Source organism: Streptosporangium sp. NPDC050148 (genome assembly GCF_055586505.1).
Genome location: NZ_JBVJIA010000035.1, coordinates 34531 through 53852, shown reverse-complemented (window position 1 = coordinate 53852; position 19322 = coordinate 34531). Strand labels below are relative to the sequence as shown.

At 73.9% G+C, this 19322-nt stretch carries 14 protein-coding genes; 4 read left to right on the top strand and 10 right to left on the bottom strand.

The window, feature by feature from the left end:
* Positions 1-57 precede the first annotated feature (57 nt).
* Entirely contained in the window at positions 58-2250 is a 2193-nt protein-coding gene (helR, locus tag ACZ6RT_RS30490) for an RNA polymerase recycling motor ATPase HelR (RefSeq protein ID WP_470157383.1), read from the bottom strand.
* Positions 2251-2424: 174 nt separating this feature from the next.
* Positions 2425-2961: a YceI family protein gene (locus ACZ6RT_RS30485; protein ID WP_470157361.1), complete on the bottom strand. Its 537-nt coding sequence runs from the start codon at positions 2959-2961 to the stop codon at positions 2425-2427.
* A gap of 392 nt (positions 2962-3353) precedes the next feature.
* Here ACZ6RT_RS30485 and ACZ6RT_RS30480 point away from each other — a divergent pair, with 392 nt between their 5' ends.
* Positions 3354-5111 carry a condensation domain-containing protein gene (locus ACZ6RT_RS30480; RefSeq protein ID WP_470157360.1) on the top strand — a complete coding sequence of 586 codons (1758 nt, stop codon included), beginning with the start codon at positions 3354-3356 and terminating at the stop codon, positions 5109-5111.
* Here the strand turns inward: ACZ6RT_RS30480 and ACZ6RT_RS30475 are convergent.
* Both ACZ6RT_RS30475 and sigJ read right to left on the bottom strand, forming a co-directional pair.
* Positions 5089-5502: a hypothetical protein gene (locus ACZ6RT_RS30475; RefSeq protein WP_399188335.1), complete on the bottom strand. Its 414-nt coding sequence runs from the start codon at positions 5500-5502 to the stop codon at positions 5089-5091. The two genes, ACZ6RT_RS30480 and ACZ6RT_RS30475, sit on opposite strands and share 23 nt — an antisense overlap.
* 182 nt (positions 5503-5684) lie before the next feature.
* Complete coding sequence (gene sigJ / locus ACZ6RT_RS30470; RefSeq protein WP_470157359.1) at positions 5685-6620, bottom strand: RNA polymerase sigma factor SigJ; 936 nt, start codon at positions 6618-6620, stop codon at positions 5685-5687.
* A 264-nt stretch (positions 6621-6884) separates the two neighbouring features.
* On the opposite strand from sigJ, the gene ACZ6RT_RS30465 reads away from it, so the two are divergent.
* Positions 6885-7391, top strand: a complete 507-nt coding sequence (locus ACZ6RT_RS30465) for a carboxymuconolactone decarboxylase family protein (protein ID WP_399188339.1) — start codon at positions 6885-6887, stop codon at positions 7389-7391.
* 229 nt (positions 7392-7620) lie between these two features.
* Here ACZ6RT_RS30465 and ACZ6RT_RS30460 read toward each other — a convergent pair whose 3' ends face one another.
* Positions 7621-9246 (bottom strand): DUF1349 domain-containing protein, encoded by a 1626-nt coding sequence (locus ACZ6RT_RS30460; protein WP_470157358.1) that lies wholly within the window; start codon positions 9244-9246, stop codon positions 7621-7623.
* Positions 9247-9356: 110 nt separating this feature from the next.
* On the opposite strand from ACZ6RT_RS30460, the gene ACZ6RT_RS30455 reads away from it, so the two are divergent.
* A complete protein-coding gene (locus tag ACZ6RT_RS30455) occupies positions 9357-10583 on the top strand; it encodes a sensor histidine kinase (protein WP_470157357.1) in 1227 nt (408 codons plus the stop codon).
* Positions 10580-11254: a response regulator transcription factor gene (locus ACZ6RT_RS30450; protein WP_399188345.1), complete on the top strand. Its 675-nt coding sequence runs from the start codon at positions 10580-10582 to the stop codon at positions 11252-11254. Before ACZ6RT_RS30455 ends, ACZ6RT_RS30450 begins: the two co-directional genes overlap by 4 nt.
* A gap of 122 nt (positions 11255-11376) precedes the next feature.
* On the opposite strand, the gene ACZ6RT_RS30445 is transcribed toward ACZ6RT_RS30450, so the two are convergent.
* From ACZ6RT_RS30445 to ACZ6RT_RS30425, 5 genes are all read right to left on the bottom strand, one after another.
* Positions 11377-12516 (bottom strand): NAD(P)/FAD-dependent oxidoreductase, encoded by a 1140-nt coding sequence (locus ACZ6RT_RS30445; protein ID WP_470157356.1) that lies wholly within the window; start codon positions 12514-12516, stop codon positions 11377-11379.
* Positions 12517-12685: 169 nt separating this feature from the next.
* Complete coding sequence (locus ACZ6RT_RS30440; RefSeq protein ID WP_470157355.1) at positions 12686-16504, bottom strand: type I polyketide synthase; 3819 nt, start codon at positions 16502-16504, stop codon at positions 12686-12688.
* A gap of 20 nt (positions 16505-16524) precedes the next feature.
* On the bottom strand, positions 16525-17568 hold the full coding sequence (locus ACZ6RT_RS30435) for a ketoacyl-ACP synthase III family protein (protein ID WP_470157354.1): 1044 nt from the start codon (positions 17566-17568) through the stop codon (positions 16525-16527).
* An 18-nt stretch (positions 17569-17586) separates the two neighbouring features.
* Positions 17587-17856 (bottom strand): hypothetical protein, encoded by a 270-nt coding sequence (locus ACZ6RT_RS30430; protein WP_399193655.1) that lies wholly within the window; start codon positions 17854-17856, stop codon positions 17587-17589.
* On the bottom strand, positions 17853-18863 hold the full coding sequence (locus tag ACZ6RT_RS30425) for a ketoacyl-ACP synthase III family protein (protein WP_470157353.1): 1011 nt from the start codon (positions 18861-18863) through the stop codon (positions 17853-17855). The genes ACZ6RT_RS30430 and ACZ6RT_RS30425 overlap by 4 nt, the downstream gene beginning before the upstream one ends.
* Positions 18864-19322: the final 459 nt, after the last annotated feature.

Here is a 19322-nt window from a genome sequence, read left to right as displayed (position 1 = left end):
CACCACGGGACGGTGACCGATCCCTCCCGTACGGGCCCGGCGAGGTCGCGACCGGTGTCAGAGGCTCGTGAGGACGACGAGCCGCCGGGTCGCCCGGGTCATGGCGACGTAGCGGTCGACCGCTCCCTCGACGCCCGTGCCGAACGCCTCCGGGTCGACGAGGACGACCAGGTCGAACTCCAGCCCCTTCGCCAGTTCCGGGGTCAGCGACCGGACACGCGACGTCGCCCGGAACGCGGGATCGCCGATGACGCAGGCGACCCCGTCGACCTGCTCGGCGAGCCAGGTGCCGAGGATCGAGTCCAGCTCCGAAACGGATCCGTGCTCGACGGGGACGCCCCCGCTGCGGATGGAGGTCGGCACGTTGGCGTCCGGGATCACGGCCCGGATGACCGGCTCGGCCTCCGCCATGATCTCTTCCGGCGTCCGGTAGTTGACGCTCAGGCGAGCCGGCCGGATCCGGTCCAGCCCGACCCGCCGGAGCCGTTCCTCCCACGACTCCGTGAACCCGTGCCTGGCCTGGGCGCGGTCCCCGACGACGGTGAAGCTCCGGGACGGGCAGCGCAGCAGCAGCATCTGCCACTCCGCGTCGGTCAGCTCCTGGGCCTCGTCCACGACGATGTGCGCGAACGGGCCGGCGAGCAGGTCCGGTTCGACGCCGGGCGACGCGGCCTCGTCGACCAGGGCGTCCTTGAGGTCCTGTCCGTGCAGCATCGTCACCACGCCCTCACCGTCGTCGTCGGCGTCGAGCAGGGCGTCGACGACCGTGGACATACGCTCGCGCTCGGCGGCGAGGGAGGCCTCACGGCGGCGCTCGCGTCGTGACGCCTCCGGGTCGCCGAGCCGCTGCCGTGCCGCGTCCAGGAGCGGCAGGTCGGACACCGTCCAGGCCTGGGCGTCCTCGCGCTGCAGCCGCCGGACGTCGTCGACGTCCAGCCAGGGAGCGCACATCCGCAGGTAGGCGGGGACCGTCCACAGGTCTCCGACGAGGTCGGCCGCCTCGATCAGCGGCCACGCGCGGTTGAAGGTCGCCAGCAGTTCCCTGTCCGCCGACAGCGACGTGCGGAGCAGGCCGGGCGAGACCTCGCCGTCGTGCTTGTCCGCCACGATCGTGAGCAGCTCCTCCCAGATGCGGCCGCGCGCCTCGTTGTGCGGGGTACCGGGTTCCGGTGCCTCGAACGCCTCGGCCCAGTCGTCGGCGCTCAGCCAGACCTCGGACCGGTCCGTCGTGATCGTCATCCCCTTGGTGGGCGGGTTCTCGTAGAACCTGACGGCCGGCTCGATCGCCTTCACCAGGTCCGCGGACGCCTTCAGGCGGGCCACCTCCGGGTCGGTCTCGACGCCCGCCGAGGCTCCCTCGGCGACGAGGTCCCGCAGGGTGCAGGTCTGCACGCCCTCCTCCCCCAGGCTGGGAAGGACGTCGGCCACGTAGGCCAGGTAGGGCTGGTGCGGGCCGACGAACAGCACGCCGCCCCGGCGGCGGCCGAGGCGGGGGTCGGAGTAGAGGAGGTAGGCGGCGCGGTGCAGCGCGACGACGGTCTTGCCCGTACCCGGGCCGCCGTCGACGACGAGGGCGCCGCGCGATCCCGCGCGGATGACGGCGTCCTGGTCGGCCTGGATGGTGCCGAGCACGTCGCGCATCCTGGCCGACCGGTCGGCGCCCAGGCCGGCGATGAAGGCGGACCGGTCGTCGAGCGCGGCATGCCCGGCCAGGCCGTCCGCGGTGAACACCTCGTCCCAGTAGTCGTTGATCCGGCCACGGGTCCAGCGGTACCTGCGGCGGCTCACCAGCCCCATCGGGTCGGCGTGGGTGGCCCCGAAGAACGGCTCCGCCGCGGGGGACCGCCAGTCGAGCAGCAGCCGGCGGCCCGCACTGTCGGTGAGTCCGAGCCGTCCGATGTAGACGGGTTCGGGGTCGTCCGCGGCGACCATGTGGCCGAGGCAGAGGTCCAGGCCGAAGCGGCGCAGCGCGCGCAGGCGCGAGGCCAGCCGGTGGATCTCCAGGTCCCGGTCCATCGCCTGCCGGCCCTTGCCGCCGGGCGACCTGCGCTCGGCGTCGAGGCGGTCGGACAGGTCGGCGATCGACCGCTCAAGGCTCTCCGCGATGGCCGCGAAGTGCCGCTCGTCACCGGCGATCAGCGCCGGGTCCGCCTTGGGGGCAAGGTGGGCGGGAAGGTCGAACGCGCTCTCGGACCCCACCGTCCCCCGCTCCGGCGCGTCCGACTCCGGCCTGTGTGCCGGCAACACCATACGCACGTCGTGATCCTCGTTTCCGCAGGTTACGGCTTCGGCCGACGATTCTGCGGCACGACCGGGGGCTTGCCGCAAGCCCCCCGGTGCGCTATACGTTGAGAGTGGAAAGGAGTGGATCTCCCCTTTCCCCTTCGTCCCCGCCGGTGATCGAGTCCCACGTCCCGGCCGGGCTCACGCCTCCTCCAGCAGGGCGACGACCTCGATCGTGATGCCGAGACGGCGGCCGGTCATGCCCTTCGCCCTGGTCAGGCCGAAGGCGTACCTGTCGATGTCCGTCGTGGCCCGCGCCCTCAGGCACCGGTCGCCGGTGGTGAGGTGGCCGATGCTCAGGACCGTCGGCCGGGTCACGTCCCGCACGGTCAGCGTCCCCCGCACAAAGGCGCCCCCGTCGGAGCGTTCGACCTCCCGGCCGCGGAAGACGATCTCGGGGTACGCGGCGGCGTCGAGGTAGTCGGAGGAGCGGACGTGCTCGTCGCGCCGCGGGTCGCCGCTCTCGAACCCGGCCGCCCGGATCACCACGTCCACGGTGGAGTCGCCGACGCCCTCGGTGACCACGATCCGGCCGTGGTCGACCGCGAAGGATCCTCGTACCGGCAGCAGGCCGAACACCGCGCGTGTCGCGAACCGGACCGTCGTCGCGTCCGGGTCCACGCGATAGGTCCCCGGTGCCGCCCGGTACGCGTGCCCGTCGTCCGAATGCTCCGTCACGCTGACCGCTCCCTGTGCCGATGGATCGACGGCGGACGGCGTGAGGTCCATCGCCACCCGGTCCGAGGGGCGCCCGGAACACCGGTCGCCTCCGGGGACAACGGTAGGAGGTCCGGTGCGCCGCCGACATCGGGCTACGTGCACACCCGGGTGTGGCCAGGTACACCCCGGGGACGCGGGACCACCGGGAGGCCCTCCCCTCCCGGTGCCGGGAACCGCGCCGGCGTCCCGTACCGGGAACGCGTCCTCGCGGCCGGGAGCCGGACGGGAAAGGCGCGAGAACCGGGCCGGGCAAGGCTTGTCGCGTCTCCCGCGGACATGATTCACTGACACCACCCCCGAAACTGTAAGCAAACTTTCCAATAATGAACCCTTCGGTCTGGTGGCTTCCCGTGGCACAACCGCTCTCGTCCGGACCGGAACGGTTCCGGTCCCTCCACCGGCCCGATCCGCTGGACCGTTCCCGCACCGCGTGCTTCTCCGGCCTGACGGCCCGCCACGGCCCGTTGACGACGGGCCAGGCCAACATGGTCCGCTGCATGCTCACCGACCCGCCCGAGCACATGAACTACCGCGTCGTACGCGCCGTCCAGCCGGGCACCACGCTCGCCGTGGTCACCGAGGCCGTGCGCCGGCTGGTGACCCGGCACGAGTCCCTGCGCACGACCTTCCACGACGGCCTCCAGCGGGTCCTGGCCGCCGGGGAGGTGACCGTCGAGGTCCACGACACCGGCCTTTCCCCGGCCGTGCCGGAAGACGCCGGGACGTGCGAGAGCGACCTCGCCGAGGAGGTCGCGCGGCGTCTCCAGGGCACGCGCTTCGCGCTGGACACGGAGATCCCCCTCCGGGTCGCCGTGATCGCCTCAGGCGGCGTACCGCGACAGGTCGTCCTGGTGACCACGCACAGCGCCATGGACGCGGCCGGGCTGGCCGTGGTGCTCACCGAGTGGGACGAGCTCCTCCTCGGCAAGCCGCTCGCGCCGGTGACCGCGCCGCAGCCGCTCGACGTCGTGGCGGCCGAGCGCACCCCGGCCGGCCTGCGACGCGCCGAGTCGGCGCTCCGCTACTGGGAGCGCCACCTGCGCGCGGTGCCCCGGTCCACGCTGACGGTCCCGGTGGACGGCGAGACGGACTGGCTGCTCCCCCGGCTGCGCGTGCGCTCGGTCCCCGCGGCCGGGGCGCTGGGGCGGATCTCCGCGCGTACCGGGGCGAGCCCGTCGGCGGCGGTGCTCGCGGCCCTGGCGGCGCTCGCCGGGGTACGGGCCCGCCAGCGGACGGTCGTCGTGCTGTCCATCTCGGCGAACCGGTTCCGGCCCGAGCTGCGCGAGTACGTCGGGCCGCTCGCCCAGGACGCGCTGATCCCCGTGGAGACCGGCGCGGACGGCTTCGACGCCGTGCTGCGCGGCGCGCGCTCGGCGACGATGACCGCGTACCAGAACAGCCGGTTCGACGCGGACGCCCTCATCCGGATCATGGAGGACGTCCAGCGGGAGCGCGGCCTGTTCTTCGCGCGCGACATCGTGTTCAACGACATGAGCGTCCCCGGCCGGGGCCCGCGGGCCGTCCGGGGCGGCGAGGACGTCCACTCGGTGTGGCTCCCACCGGCCGTCCTGCCCACGCGCACCTCGCTCTGGGTCCACCGGACGCACGGCGAGCTCGACGTCACCCTGTGGGCCGATCCGCGCTGCCTGCCCCGCGGCGACGCGCTGGCCCTCGGCGAGGGGATCGCCCGGCTGCTCATCGAGGCGGGCGACCGGGACGTGCCGCGGTCCGAGCTGACCGCCCTCACCGGTGTCGTCCCGGTCCCCCGGGACGACGGCTGGCTGCCGGTCGACGGCTGCTGGGTCCACCTGCCCGAGGTCGGGCGCCTGACGGCGGACGCGCTCGCTCGGCTGACCGGCGGCGACGGGACGGCCCCCACCGCCGAGACGGCCGTCGTCGCCGAGGCCGACGAACGGCTCGGGCACCGGCTGGTGTGCTTCACGACGGCCGCCACCACCCCTGCGGCGCTGCACTCCGCCTGCCTGGGCCTGCTCCCCGGCCGTATGTCGGCCATGGCCCCGCACCACTACGTCGTCTGCGCGGCGGCCCCGTCCCCGGGCACCTCCTGGCAGGACCTGCCCAGGGTCACCGAGGGTTCCGGGCGCTGACCCCCCGCTCGGCGTCTCCGCCCCCGGTCCCGCCGGGTGCTCCACCGGCGCGGCGGAGGGCCAGGACCCGGTCGAGCTGGAGGAGGCTCAGGCCGAACAGCAGGGCGCCCAGCGGGACGTGCAGGGCCGTCAGACGCGCGAGACCCAGCGCGACCTGCGTCAGCGTGAGCGCCAGGAACCCGGCCGCGTACAGGATGGGCCTGGGCGAGCCGCCGCCCGGCCGCCACACCAGGACCGCGGTGCCCAGATGCAGCAGCGCCACGACGAACACCGCGTACGACGAGGCGCTGTGCAGCACGTGCCCGTTGGGCCAGGACAGCATCAGGCCGGCGGTGATCGGCGCGGCGAAGAGGGCGACGGTCTGCAGGACGATCGCGACGCGCAGGAACACGGGTGACTCCTTGAGGGCTGCGGAACGGGTGAGGACGGCGACGACCGCGACGCCCTTCCGCGCGCCGGACGGTGTCTCAGCGTTCCGACGACACGACCACCGGAAATGTGAGGTGGATCCGCGTCCCGTCGCGGAGCGTCACAGGTCGTGACGGCCGGGTGCCCGGGACGGCCCCGGTGCCGTCACCCGTCCGTCCAGGGCCGGAGCTTGTCGGGATTGCGTACCGCCCAGATGTGGGTGATCCGGTCGTCGACGACCTCGAACGCCATCACCGCCGTGACGGCGCCGTCCCGCTGGGCCACCAGGCCGGGCTGGCCGTTGACCGTCCGCTCCAGGATCGTCAGGCCGGGCGCCACGGCGGCGATGGTCAGGGCGTAGCGGGCGATCCGCTCGCCGCCCTCGATCGGGTGGGGCGCGGTGCTGGCGAGCCCGCCACCGTCGGAGACCATCGTGGCCCCGGGGGCGAGCAGGCCGATGAGGGCGCCGATGTCCTTGGCCTCCCAGGCCCGCTTGAAGTCCCTGACGACGTCGGCGCGCCCGGCCGCCGGGGCCGGGAGGGCCTGGGACGCGCGGATGCGGCGCCGGGCCGAGGAGGCCAGCTGGCGGCACGCCGCCGGCGTACGGCCGACGATCTCGGCCACCTCGGCGAAGGAGTAGCGGAAGACGTCGTGCAGGACGAACGCGACCCGCTCGGCCGGGGTCATCGACTCCAGCACGACGAGGAAGGCCATGTTGACCGACTCGTCGAGGGTGACGCGGTCGGCCGGATCGGCCGAGACGCCGCCCGGCCTCCCGCCGGTCCACTCCGTGCGGTCGGGCAGCGGCTCGGGGATCCACTCGCCCACGTAGCTCTCCCGCCGGGCCCGCGCCGAGCCGAGCAGGTCCAGGCAGATGCGGCCGGCGACCGTCGTCAGCCAGGCGCCCGGGGAGCGTATGGCCTCCTGCTGCGGCCGGGACATGGCGTACCAGCGGGCGTAGGTCTCCTGGACGACGTCCTCGGCGTCGGCCAGGGTGCCGAGGAGCCGGTAGGCGAGGTTGATCAGGTGACGCCGCTCGCTGATGATCGCGTTCAGGCTCGGATCGGGGTGGGTGCGGCCCGGCTCGTACGGGGCGGTCATGGTCTCGTCGGCTCCCTCGGTGCGGCGGTGCTCACCGGATCGACGAGACAGCGCGCCGAACCGTGAGGCCGGCGCGTCACCTCACATTCCCGGCGGTCGTGTCGTCGGACTCCCGGGACACGGTCCGGTACGCGGAGGAGCCCTGCGACTCCGGCACGGATCGCCTCATCCTCCTCCACGGGCGGCCGCTTCACGACGGGGGCCGGCCGCACCGGGCCGTACGTCCCGAGAACACCACCGAAATCGAGAAAGGGAACACCTCCGATGTCCACACCCACGACGGCCGGCCAGGACGACCTCCGGTCCCGCCTGCCCGACCCCGCCCGGTTCTTTCCCGACCTGATGACGATCGCCGCGGGCATGACCACGGCCACCCGGAACGGCGCGATCCCGCAGACCACCGTCGGCCTGGTGCACCTGCGCGCCGGGCAGATCGTCGGCAGCACGTACCACACCGTCCGGCAGACCGGCCTTCTCCGCAAGGCCGGGGAGACGGAGGAGCGCATCACCGCCGTGGCGTCGTGGCGGGACGCCCCCTACTTCACCGACGCCGAACGGGTCGCGCTGGAGCTCGTGGAGGCCGTCCTGACCCCGAACCCGTCCGGTGAGCGCGTCCCCGACGAGCTGTACGCCAGGGCGTCCGCCTGCTACGACGACAAGGCGCTCTGGACGCTCGTCATGGCGATCGGCCAGATCTGCTTCTTCGTCCCGGTCGCCCTCATCGCCAAGCCGCTCCCCGGCAGGCCCCCGGGGAAGAACTACACCGGGTGACGCACCCGGGCTTCTTATGAGGTCCCGGATTTCCGCGAACCTGCGGCAGCGGGCGTCCGGCTGAGGCCACCGGGTACGCCGGGCCGGATATGGCGTGGACGGCGCGGCACGGCGGCATGGAGGCCCCCGGTGACGCGTGATCATGGTGATCACGCGTCGCCGGGGGCTTTCGCCGATGGCCCGGACGTCTCAGGGGAGCGCGCGAAGCAGACGGCGTCGCCCCGTCCGGTCACCGGGGTGATCGCTCGCCGTCGCGGCGGCGTGACCGCAGGCGGACCAGGGCGAGGACGGCGACGGCGTAGCCGCAGAGCACGCCGAACCCGGCCCACCAGGGAAGCGGGGGGTAGCCCGCCGACGGCGCGTAGTGGGCGATCACCTGCGGGTACTCGCGGGCGGTCCGGTAGACGGCGAAGCCCGCGGCCGGGGTGAGGCGCAGCAGCCACCTGGCCACGTCGTCGGGCAGGATCGGCAGGACCGCCAGGACGTACGGCAGGACGACCGTCGAGATCGCGACGAGGATCGCCGCCCAGGTCCGCCGTAACAGCGCGCCGAGAGCGAGCGCGAGCACGGCGGCGACCGCGAGCAGCGCGGCGGCACCGGCGACGACCCGCAGCTCGGTGAGGACCGGCACCGGAAGGACGCCGAGACCGCCCGCGCGCAGGATCCGCGGGCCGGCCGCCACCACGGCCGCCGAGGCGACCAGCCCGGCCGCGAAGGTGACCGCTGCCGTCACGACGGCCTTCGCCACGGCCGTACGGAAGGCGGGCGCCGCCCCACCGGCCGCGCCACCCCTCACGTCGTCGGCCGCGCCACCCGTCACGCCACCGGCTGCGCCACCCGCCACGCCCGGCCGGTACTCGGCGGTCATGAACCGCACGGCCACCACCATCACGATGACCAGGCCGACGACCAGGCCCGCGAGGGAGCCCTCCACGGCGTGACCCGGCGCGGTGCCGATCGGCCCGATGTCGCCGGTTCCGGTGACGGTGAACGTGCCGTCCGACTCGACGAGACCGGGCGGCCGGTGGTGCCTCTCCCAGTCGGTGTGCCCCATCTCGCCCACGCTGCCGTGGCTCCATCCGCCGGTGGACGTGCCGCCCCGCACGCTGACGTGGTCGAAGACGGCGGTGGCCTGGGTGAAGCGCGACGCCTGAAGACTCGCGCCGAGGGCGACGGGGGTGAGGGTCACGTCCCCCGGGGACGCGACGAAGAGCCCGACCCGTACCGTCTCGGGCAGCGCGGCGAGGCGGGCGGTGCCGACCTTCGTCCACCGCGTGCCGTCGGCCGACTCGTGGCCGGTGACGGTGTCGCCGGAGCGGGTCAGCCGCAGCCAGCGCGGTGCCCGCGGCGAGACGCCGCCCGGGCGCCCGGCCGTGTCGTGGACGTAGTCGTGCTGCATCCGCACGCCGTGCGCGCCGGTGAGCATCAGCGCCGCGTAGGAGGAGCCCCGCGCGGTGCCGTCCTTGATGATGACGCCGGCCTTCGCCCAGGGGACGAGACCGGGGACGATCTCGTCGTGGTCGGGCGGCGGGTAGGTGATGACGCCCGTCATGGACGTCAGGCGGACGGTGATGTCGCCGTTCCTGCCCAGGGTCCGGTGGACGAGGTAGGACGTGTCGCTCACCGCCCGGCCGTGCGGCCCGACCGGATCGGCGGGGCAGGGGACCTCCACCGGACCGGCGGTGCAGGAGGTGCCGAGGCTCGCCGCGATCGCGGAGAGCACTCCGAGCAGGACGGTGACGAGGATCGCGGACGCCATGGCGGCCGTCCGGCCCCGGGTGCGGAACTTCCCCCATTCCCGTCGCACGCGTACGGTCAGGGGCGGCCCGGCGGTGTCTTCAGTGGATTCCGGCATGGGTCCGGTTCTACGGAACCGGCCGTGACACGGGCCGAACCGGTGCTGTCACATCGCTGTTAGGCGGGGCGGCGCATCCTGGAGGTCCGCACGCGAACGGGAGAGAACCGATGAGCAAGCCGCGACGCCCCGCGTCACCGAGGCGGACGGCGGGCCAGCGTTTCACCGTCCTGTACGCCGCGCTGTTCCTCGCGTCCGGCCTGGGGCTGCTGGTCCTCACCAACCTGCTGGCCACCGTCAGGGTGAGCGAGCCCGCGCCCGGTCAGGGCCCTGGCGCACCGTGGCCCGGCCTCGCCCAGGAGCGCGTCCACCGGCTCGAGGCGCAGCTTATGGACGCCCAGGCGATCCAGTCGCGCCGGCTCCTGGTGGGCTCGGTGGTCGCGCTGGTCGTGATGGCGGTGATCTCGGTCCTGCTGGGCAGGTTCGTGGCCGGCCGGGTGCTGCGTCCGTTGCGGACGATCACCGCTGCGACGCGGCGGATCTCCGCCGACAACCTGCACGAGCGGCTGGCCGTGCCGGGCCCGGCCGACGAGGTGAAGGACCTCGCGGACACCATCGACGAGCTGCTGGAACGCCTGGAGGCGTCCTTCGCCGCCCAGCGCCGGTTCGTCGCCGACGCCTCCCACGAGCTGCGGACGCCGCTGACGACCATGCGGGCGTCGCTGGACGTGGCCGTGGCCAAGCCGCGGCCGGTGCCACCGCAGACGCTGGCGCTCGCCGACCGGCTGCGCACCGAGCTCGACCGGGTGGACGGCCTTCTGGAGAGCTTCCTCGACCTCGCCCGCGCGCGGCACGGCGAGTTCCGCGACCGCGTCCCGGTCTCGCTCGCGACCCTGGCGTCCGAGGCGCTGGCCGCCCGCGCGGCCGACGTCGCGGAGAGGGACCTGACCGTCGAGGTCCGTACCGGGGAGGACGCGTGGACCCGGGGCGACCCGACCCTGCTGTCCCGCATGGTGAACAACGTGATCGACAACGCGGTCGTCCACAACCGGCGCGGCGGCCGGATCCGGCTGGAGACCGGCACCGGGACCCGCACCGAGCACGGCACGGGGAACGGCTCAAGGGCCGGCACGGGGGACGGCTCGGCGTGGCTGGTCGTGGAGACCGGCGGGCCGCCCCTCGACCCGGCGCAGGTCGCCCGGCTCACCGAGCCCTTCCGGCGGCTCGGCGCCGACCGGACCGGCTCCGAGACCGGCTCCGGCCTGGGCCTGTCGATCGTCGCGGCCGTCGTCGAGGCCCACGACGGCGTCCTGGACCTGCACGCCCGGCCCGAGGGCGGCCTGCGCGTCACCGTCTCGCTGCCGCGGGCGCCCGTACCGGAAGACGCCGGCGCGTGAGGGTCCTGGTGGTGGAGGACGCGCGCTCGCTCGCCGAGGTCCTGGCGGAGGGCCTGCGGGACCAGGGCATGGCCGTCGACGTGGCCCACGACGGCCTGGAGGCCGCCGCGAAACTCGACCTGACCCCGTACGACGTGGTGGTCCTCGACCGTGACCTGCCGGGGATCCACGGCGACACCCTCTGCCGGATGATCGCCGAACGGGACGGGCGCGCGATGGTCCTGATGCTGACCGCCGCGGGCTCCCCGGGGGACCGGGTCAGCGGCCTCTCCCTGGGGGCCGACGACTACCTCGCCAAACCGTTCCACTTCCCCGAACTGGTCCTGCGCGTCCACGCCCTGGCCCGGCGCCGTCCGTCCGCCCGGCCGCGCACCCTGCGCGCGGCCGGGATCGAGCTCGACCCGGTACGCCGCACGGTCGCCCGCGACGGCAGGAGGATCGACCTGTCGGTCAAGGAGTTCGCGCTCCTGGAGGCCCTGCTGCGCGCCGGTCCCGCCTTCCTCAGCACCGAGGACCTGCTCGAACAGGTCTGGGACGAGAACGCCGACCCGTTCACCAACACCGTCGCCGTCACCGTCGGAAGGCTTCGCCGCAAACTGGGGAGCCCGCCGGTCATCACGACGACCCCCGGGGTGGGGTACCGCATCACCGGCCCCGCCGACGAGGTGTGACGCGAGACGACGTGTCCAACGGTGACTTCCGGTCGATCGTCGCCTTCCAGCGGAGATGGCGGAGGAAGCGTCGCCACGCGACACGGGGATCGGCCGCGTCGGCGGACGCCGACGCGGCCGGCTCACCGGCGGGAGACCCGCGGCGCTCCTGCCGCGGGCCGCGGGCCGACGTCGGGGAACGAGCCGTCGCCGAACAGGATCCGCGCCGCCAGGGCACGACCGGCACGACCGCGCAGCACGGTCACCGCCGCCTCCGCCGCGGCCGGCGACCGGATTCCGGCGAACGCGCGGCGCAGCAGCAGCCGGCCCCGGAACCGGGCCCGCAGCGCGTCCCCGTCGTACCGGCTCAGCACGCGCCGGTCGCCGGTGCGCAGGTACTCGGCGGTGACCGCCGCGGCCAGCTCGGACATGCGCAGGCAGGGGTCCAGCCCACCGGCCGTCAGCGGCGACACCGCGCCCGCCGCGTCCCCGACGAGCAGCCCGGCGGGACACGCCAGCCGTCGCAGCACGCCGCCGACCGGGATCGGGCCGCCCCGGCGCTCGACCGGCCCGGCCGGTGGTGCGCCGCCGGGCGCGTCCGCGGCGAAGGCGTCCAGCAGGTGGCGGACGCCGGTGCGCATCGCGTCCGGGTACCCCGCGACGCCGACGTGCGCGTGCCGGCCGTCGTCGATGACCCATCCCAGGTACCCCGGAGCGATCCGGGGGTCCAGCACGCAGTGGAACGCCGGGACGGTGGTGCCCGGCGCGACCGGGTAGAGGATCTCGGCGCCGACGAGGAGGCGCCGGTTGACGTCGAGGCCGAGGTCCCGGGCCACCCGGGAGCGGGCGCCGTCCGCGCCGACGACGAACCGTGCCCTCATCGGTTCCGCGTCCGCGAACCGCACGACGCCCGCCGACGCGCCGACGTAGCGTACGCCCGGCAGGATCCGGGCCCCGGCCGACTCCGCCGTGCGGCGCGCGTGCTGGTAGACGGCCGCCATGTCGGCCACGCGGTACTCGTCCCGGTCGCTGGTGAGCCGGACCGGTGCCCGGCGCGACGGCGGGTACAGCAGCACGTCCCGTACCCCCGGCCCCAGCAGGTGCTCCGGCAGGTCGAAGTCGTCGAGGGTCCGGCGCACGAAGATCCCTGTCGTGCGGATGCCCGCCGAGAGCGACCTGCGGCGGTCGATCACCGTCACGTCCAGTCCCCGCCGGGCGAGCAGGCGCGCCGTGTGCAGGCCGGCCAGGCCCGCGCCCACGACCAGTACGTCCACTGTCTGCATGTCATGCGACGTTAGGGACGATGTCCCGTCCGCACGACGGTCTGCACGCTACCTGCCGCATACCTCTACACCGCCGCCACACCCGGCGGGCGCGGAACCGGCGTCACGTCCCCGGAAAGCACGCCGGGCGGCCCGGGGGAGGTCCTCCCCCGGGCCGCCCGGCGCGGCCTCAGCCCCCGATCGCGGGCATGCTCTCGGGAACGGTCTTCGCCACCGCGTCCGGCCTCGGAGCCGCGAGCAGCCCGGCCAGGTGGTCCGCGATCGCGGAGATGGTGGGCTGCTGCCACAGCAGGGTCGCGGGGAGGCGGCGGCCGAAGCGCTTCTCCAGGCGCCGCCGGACCATGACGGTCATCACCGAGTCCAGCCCCTGCTCGACCAGGGGACGCCGGACCGCCAGGTCCTCCGGTGCCAGCCTCATCACGGCCGCGATCTCCGCGCGGATCTCGGGCAGGACGCGCTCGCGCAGGTCCTCGGGCGCCACCCCGGCGAACGACTCCGCGGGCCCCCGGAGATCCTCCTCGGCCGGGGCGGGCGCGTCGATCACCGGATAGCGCAGTCCCGCCAGGTGTCCCACCACCCGGCCGTCCACGTCGGCCAGGAGCGCCCGGACGGTGTCGTCGGCGGCCGGGTCCACGGCCGCGTCGATGATCAGCGTCGAGGGCGGGGTGCCGGTCAGCACCACCTCGTCGATGTGCACGACCATGCGCAGCACCGGATCGCCGGGGAACACGCAGGGCGCCACGGACATCGCCGCGTCCAGCGCCGGTGCCCAGCTGTCGGGGTCCCCGGTGCGTACCGTGGCCCGCAGCGCGCCGTCCGCGCCGAGCAGCGTCTCGATCGTCCAGTCGAAGCCCGTCGAGGGCACGCCGACGGCGGCCAGCCGCCCGTGCACGAACCCGGGGTCGACCGGGACGAGGGAGCCGTCGTCCGGCAGCACGTCGGGCTTCGCCTGGCCCGGAGCGGCCACGTCCGCGGTGACGTGCACCAGCCAGGCGGGTTCGGGCTCGTCGGGGCCGGCCGGGGTGCGGGCCGCGAGCCGCAGTGCCGGGGGCTCGTGCACGACCTGGACCTGCCTGCGTTCCGCGGTCATCAGCGGATGCATCATCTCCACGTCGGTGAGCGTGACGTCCTCGTCCTCGGCCGCGTGCAGGAACGTGTTGACCAGCACGGCGGCGGGCACGATCTCGACCCCGTTGAGGGTGTGGCTGCCCGGGTAGGGCCGGTCGGCGTCCTCCACGCTGGTCCGCCACACCCGGGTCCGGCTCCCGGCCAGCGCGGTCCCGGCTCCGAGCAGGGTGTGGGAGCTCACGTCGTGCCCGCGGTTGTCGTCCCCGGCGTAGGACTCGCGCCAGTGGCGACGGTGCTGCCAGGCGTACGGCGGCAGGTCGGCCAGGGTGCCGGACGGCTGCAGCCGGCTCCAGTCCACGTCGACGCCGTGGCAGTGCGCCGTGCCCAGCGCGACGAGGAGGGCTTGGCGCTCCGGCTGGTTGCGGCGCAGCGACGTGCCGACGAACACGTCCTCGTACCCGTTCTCCGAGAGCGTCTCGGTCACCGAGTGCGCCACCACGGGGTGGGGGGAGATCTCCAGGAACACGCGGTGGCCGTCCTGCGCCGCGGCCGTCGTCGCCGCGACCAGCCGCACCGGGTCGCGGAGGTTGGCCGCCCAGTACGCGCCGTCCAGGACGGGCGCCGACCGGGGGTCGGCCAGCGCGGTCGTGTACATGGGGATGCGGGGCGCCCCGAACTCCAGGTCGGCGACGGCGGCGGCCAGTTCGACGGCCAGGGGGTCCATGTGCGGGCTGTGGAAGGCGACGTCGGAGGCCACCCGCCGCACCACGATGCCCTCGACCGGCCACTCGTCCAGCACCTGCTCGACGGCGGCGACGTCGCCGGACAGCACGGTGGAGCCGGGGGCCGACGCGATCGCGGCCACCAGGTCGTCGCGGCCGGCCAGCCGGTGCGCCGCCTCCTCGAAGGACAGGTCGACCATCACCATGGCGCCCTTGCCCTCGGCCCGGCGCAGCAGCCGGGAGCGGCGGCAGATCAGGCGGGCGCCGTCGGCGACGGTCATCGCGCCGGCCGTCACGGCCGCCGCGATCTCGCCGACGGAGTGGCCGATGACGGCCTTGGGAGCGACCCCGTACGTGTTCCAGAGCCTGGCGAGGCCCAGCTGCATCACGAAGATCATGGTCTGCACGCGGTCGATGGTGTCGAGGTCGCCGTCGGCGAGGACCTGCCGTGGGGAGAAGCCGATCTCCTCGGCGAAGATCGGCTCCACCTCGTCGACCAGGGACGCGAACTCCGGCACGGCGAGCAGGTCCCGGCCCATCCCGCGCCACTGGCAGCCCTGCCCGGAGAAGACCCAGACCGGCCCGGGGCCGGGTTCGGGCAGCACGTCGCCGAGCAGGACGTTCTCGGCCGGCGCGTCGTCGGCGAGCCTGCGCAGACCGGCCGCGAGCTCGCCCGCGTCCGCCGCGACCACGACGGCGCGACGGGACAGGTGGGTGCGCCGCAGTGCCAGCGTGTGCCCGGCCGACGCCGGGTCGAGCCCGTCGCCGAGGCGGTCGGCGAGCGTGCCCGCGTACCGCCGCAGCGCCTGCTCGGAGGCGGCCGACAGCGGGAACAGCCGCTCCCCCGTCGTCTCGTCCCGGGGCGTCTCCCGGTTCGCCTCCGGGGCCGGGGGCGCCTGTTCGAGCACGATGTGCGCGACCGTGCCGCCGTAGCCGAAGCTGGAGACGCCCGCCCGGCGGGGGTGGTCGCGCTCCGGCCAGTCCGACCGCTCGGTCACCACGCGCAGGCCCGAGGTCTCCCACTCCACGGCCGGGTTCAGGGCGGTCAGCACGCTCGGGGGGATCTCCCCGCGGTGGAGGGCGAGGACCGCCTTGATGACGCCGGCGATGCCGGCGGCGCCTTCGAGGTGGCCGATGTTGGACTTGACCGAGCCGATGAGGCACGGGTCGTCCGCGGGCCGCCCCGCGCCGTACACCGAGGACAGCGCGCCCGCCTCCAGCGGGTCGCCGAGCCGGGTCCCGGTGCCGTGCGCCTCGATGTAGTCGACGGTGGACGGCGCGACGCCCGCCTGCCGGCAGGCCCGGATCATCACGTGTTCCTGGGCCTTCCCGCACGGCGCCATGATGCCGTTGGTGTGCCCGTCCTGGTTGACGGCGCTGCCGACGACGAGCGCGAGGACCCGGTCGCCGTCGCGTTCCGCGTCGGACAGCCGCTTGAGCACGATCACGCCGCAGCCCTCGCCGCGTCCGTAGCCGTCGGCCGACGCGTCGAACGACTTGGACCGCCCGTCGGGGGCCAGGGCTCCGGCCGTGCCGAGCGTGAGGGTCTGGCCCGGGGTGAGGAGCAGGTTGACGCCGCCGGCGAGGGCGACGTCGCTCTCGCCGAGCCGCAGGCTCTGCGCGGCCAGGTGCAGCGCGACCAGCGACGCCGAGCAGGCGGTGTCGACCGCCATGCTGGGGCCGCGCAGGTCCAGGGAGTAGGAGATGCGGTTGGCGACCGCGCAGGTCGCGGCGCCGATCCCGGTCCACGCCTCGATCTGGGGCAGGTCCTCCAGGAGGCGGCCCCCGTAGTCGGCGGTGCAGACCCCCATGAACACCCCGGCGTCGGTGCCGGCCAGCTCGTGCGGCGGCAGGCCGGCGTTCTCCAGGGCCTCCCACGCGGTCTCCATCAGGATCCGCTGCTGCGGGTCCATCAGCTCGGCCTCGCGGGGCGACAGGCCGAAGAACTCCGCGTCGAAGCCCTCGACGTCGCTCAGGAAGCTGCCGTGGCGCACGGCGTCGCGCAGCGCGGCGGCGTGTTCGGGACCGCGGTTCTCGTACCGGCGCCAGCGTTCGGCGGGCAGCGGCCCGGTCGTGTTCCGGCCGGCGCGCAGCAGGTCCCAGAACTCGTCCGGTGAGCCGGCGTCACCGGGAAGGCGGAGCCCGATCCCGATCACCGCCACCGGCTCCACCCGGACTCCGCGCGGAGTGTCGGCCATCTGCGTTCGTTCCCTTCGGTTCAGGCCCACTGAGGCCTGTCGATGATCTTGATCACGGCACCGGAGACGGTCACTCCCGGCCCGGTGCCGAGCATCAGCATGTGGTCGCCGGGACCCAGCTGCCCGGTCGTGAGCAGGTGGTCGAGGGAGAGGACCTGGTCGCTGGCCCCGCAGTGGCCGATGGTGCGGCCGTAGTCCCAGGTGGAGCGGGACATGGGCAGGTCGAGCATGGCCATGCACCGCTGTTCGACGATCTCCTCGGAGTAGTTCATGAACGCCACCCGGGTGAGGTCGCCGGCCTTGATCCCGCTCTCGTCCAGCACGCGCTCGACGACCTCCATCAGCGCCCGCTGGATGGTGAACAGTGCCGCGGTGGCCTCGCCCCTGGGCATGACCTGCTGCCGGAACTGCTCGTTCCTGGCCGCGAAGCTCATCTTCCGCCCGACCGTGACGCCCGGGGGGAACAGGGGTTCGCTGCCCCGGTGCAGTTCCTCGGCCTCGGCCACCGTCGTCGTGCAGACCGACATCAGGCGCGCGAACCCCGGCCGCCTGGTGAGCACGAGCGCGCCGGCGGCGTCCCCGCCGATGTAGCCGGGGCCCATCCGCCACCGGTCCATCAGCGGGGTGCCGTAGTTGTCGGAGGAGACCAGCAGGGCGGCCTGCCGCCCGGGGACGGCGCTCAGGTGACCGGCCGCGAGTTCCAGGGCGAGGAACATCCCGTTGCAGCCCTGGCGGATCTCGGTGGCCAGGACGTTCCCGCCGACGAGCCGGCGCTGCAGGTAGGAGTGCGGGGGCCAGCCGTCCGGTCCCTGGTGCCACGTCGAGGCGTACAGGAGCAGGTCCAGGTCGGCGGGCGCCCGCCCGCTGCGCTTGAGCGCGATCCGCGCCGCGTGCAGGGCCATCTCCGGAGCCGGTACGTCACCGGCCACGACCGCCCCGCCCAGGTTGTGCAGCTCGGCCTCCTCGGCCGGGTACCAGCCCTTGGCGACGGCCTTCTCGACGCTGACGACGGTCCGGGGGACGAAGGCCCCCACCCCGCCGATGTACGTGTCCGCGTACCGCATGCTTCGTCCTCGCCCCGGCTAGACGGATTCGAGTTCTTCGACCATCGCCACGATGGTCACGACGTCCCGGAAGTTGTCGGGGTCGAGCTTCGCGGCGGGGATCGGGACGCCGACGTCCCTGCGGAGGAAGTTCAGCAGCCGTGCCGTCCTCAGGGAGTCCAGCAGGCCCGACACCAGGAGCGGGGTCGTCTCGTCGACCGTGATGTCGTCGCCGTCCTGGACGAGGTTGTCCTGGATGAAGCCGACCAGCCGCCGGGAGAGCCCGGTCGTGCGGGTGAGACCGGTCATGCGCGTGCCCCCGCCGTGACGGGCGAGGTGTCCAGGATCCTGAACGCCGCCGCGGCGACGGACGTGCCGGAGCCGAACCCGACCATGAGCAGGTGGTCGCCGGCCACGAGCCCGCCGGTCGCGATCAGGTGCTCGAAGGCGATGAACTGGTCCACCGCGCCGCAGTGGCCCACGCGCCTGCCGTAGTCCCAGGTCGTCTGGTCCTCGTCGATGCCCAGCCAGGACATCTGCCCGTCCAGGTCCTCGCGGCGGCCGTGCGGCAGGGCCACCTTCGTGATGTCGGAGAGCTCGATCCCGGCCTCGTCCAGGGTCCGTTCGACCTGCTGCATCATCGTCTTCTGGATCGTCAGGTGGATCCCGGTCCCCTGGGCCTTGAGCAGCCGCTGGCGGAACTCCTCGTGCCGGTCCGAGAAGCTCAGCCCCCTGCCGACGGTGGCGTCCGGGGGGAACAGCGGGTAGGCGCCGTCGTTGACCGCGTCGGCCTCCGGGATCACCGTCGCGTTCACCGACAGCAGTTCGGCCATGCCGTACCCCTTGCCGAGGAGGAGCGCGGCCGCGGCGTCGCCGATCAGCGCCCCGGGGGTCATCCGCCAGCGGTCCACCAGCGGGGTGCCGTGGTTGTCCGAGGAGACGACCATGGCCGTCTCCCGGCCGGCGTCGGCCTGGAGGTAGCTCGCCGCAAGCTCCAGCGAGCTGATCATCCCCACGCAGCCGCTCCGGATCTCGAACGCCGGAACGTTCCCGCCGAGCAGGTGCATCTGCAGGTAGTGCTGGGGCTGCCAGCCGTTCGGGCCCTGGTGCCAGACCGACGGGTAGAGCAGGAGGTCGAGCTCCTTCGGGGAGGACTCCCCCCAGCGGTCGTACGCGTCCAGGACGGCGAGCCGCGCCATCTCGGGCGCGGGCATGTCGCCGGCCACCGCCGCGCCGATCTGCCGGTACCTCTCGACCTCCTCGGCCGGGTACCAGCCCTCGCGAACCGCCTGTTCGACGCTCACACTGTCAGGCACATATACGCCGAGACTCCTGACGAACATGTTGGATGTACGCACGCGTCCCCTCACTCATCGACGATCCCGGACAACGCCCCTCGGGCAGCGGAAGGCGGCTCATCCGATTCATTTCGGGCGCCGGGATATCAGGCGACCCCCGGCCGGGCATGAAAGCAACGGGAAATAGTCCGGCGAGCCGCCACGGGCAAGAATAGAGGCGGCCCGTCGGGGAAAGCAATATAAACGCGGGTAATCCGGTAGGTGACATTCCGTGGCCGGAATTCAACGGAACGTGTCGGCCCCGGAAATGCGTCTTTCCGCTCCACGCCGCGGTTTCCGGGAATGTAATGGCGAGGAGTCAGGACGATGTGAGAACGGCGCCGGGGGGGGGGGGGGGGGGGGGGGGGGGGGGGGGGGGGGGGGGGGGGGGGGGGGGGGGTGGGGGAGATGGGGTGTTTTTGGGGTGGATGCGCATGT

What these genes read in the sequence shown, in the direction of transcription:
- sigJ (WP_470157359.1), bottom strand. Translation starts at nt 6,620, where the DNA reads ATGACCGCCCCGTACGAGCCGGGCCGCACCCACCCCGATCCGAGCCTG.
- ACZ6RT_RS30435 (WP_470157354.1), bottom strand. Translation starts at nt 17,568, where the DNA reads ATGCGGTACGCGGACACGTACATCGGCGGGGTGGGGGCCTTCGTCCCC.
- ACZ6RT_RS30440 (WP_470157355.1), bottom strand. Translation starts at nt 16,504, where the DNA reads ATGGCCGACACTCCGCGCGGAGTCCGGGTGGAGCCGGTGGCGGTGATC.
- ACZ6RT_RS30430 (WP_399193655.1), bottom strand. Translation starts at nt 17,856, where the DNA reads ATGACCGGTCTCACCCGCACGACCGGGCTCTCCCGGCGGCTGGTCGGC.
- ACZ6RT_RS30465 (WP_399188339.1), top strand. Translation starts at nt 6,885, where the DNA reads ATGTCCACACCCACGACGGCCGGCCAGGACGACCTCCGGTCCCGCCTG.
- ACZ6RT_RS30460 (WP_470157358.1), bottom strand. Translation starts at nt 9,246, where the DNA reads ATGCCGGAATCCACTGAAGACACCGCCGGGCCGCCCCTGACCGTACGC.
- helR (WP_470157383.1), bottom strand. Translation starts at nt 2,250, where the DNA reads ATGGTGTTGCCGGCACACAGGCCGGAGTCGGACGCGCCGGAGCGGGGG.
- ACZ6RT_RS30445 (WP_470157356.1), bottom strand. Translation starts at nt 12,516, where the DNA reads ATGCAGACAGTGGACGTACTGGTCGTGGGCGCGGGCCTGGCCGGCCTG.
- ACZ6RT_RS30455 (WP_470157357.1), top strand. Translation starts at nt 9,357, where the DNA reads ATGAGCAAGCCGCGACGCCCCGCGTCACCGAGGCGGACGGCGGGCCAG.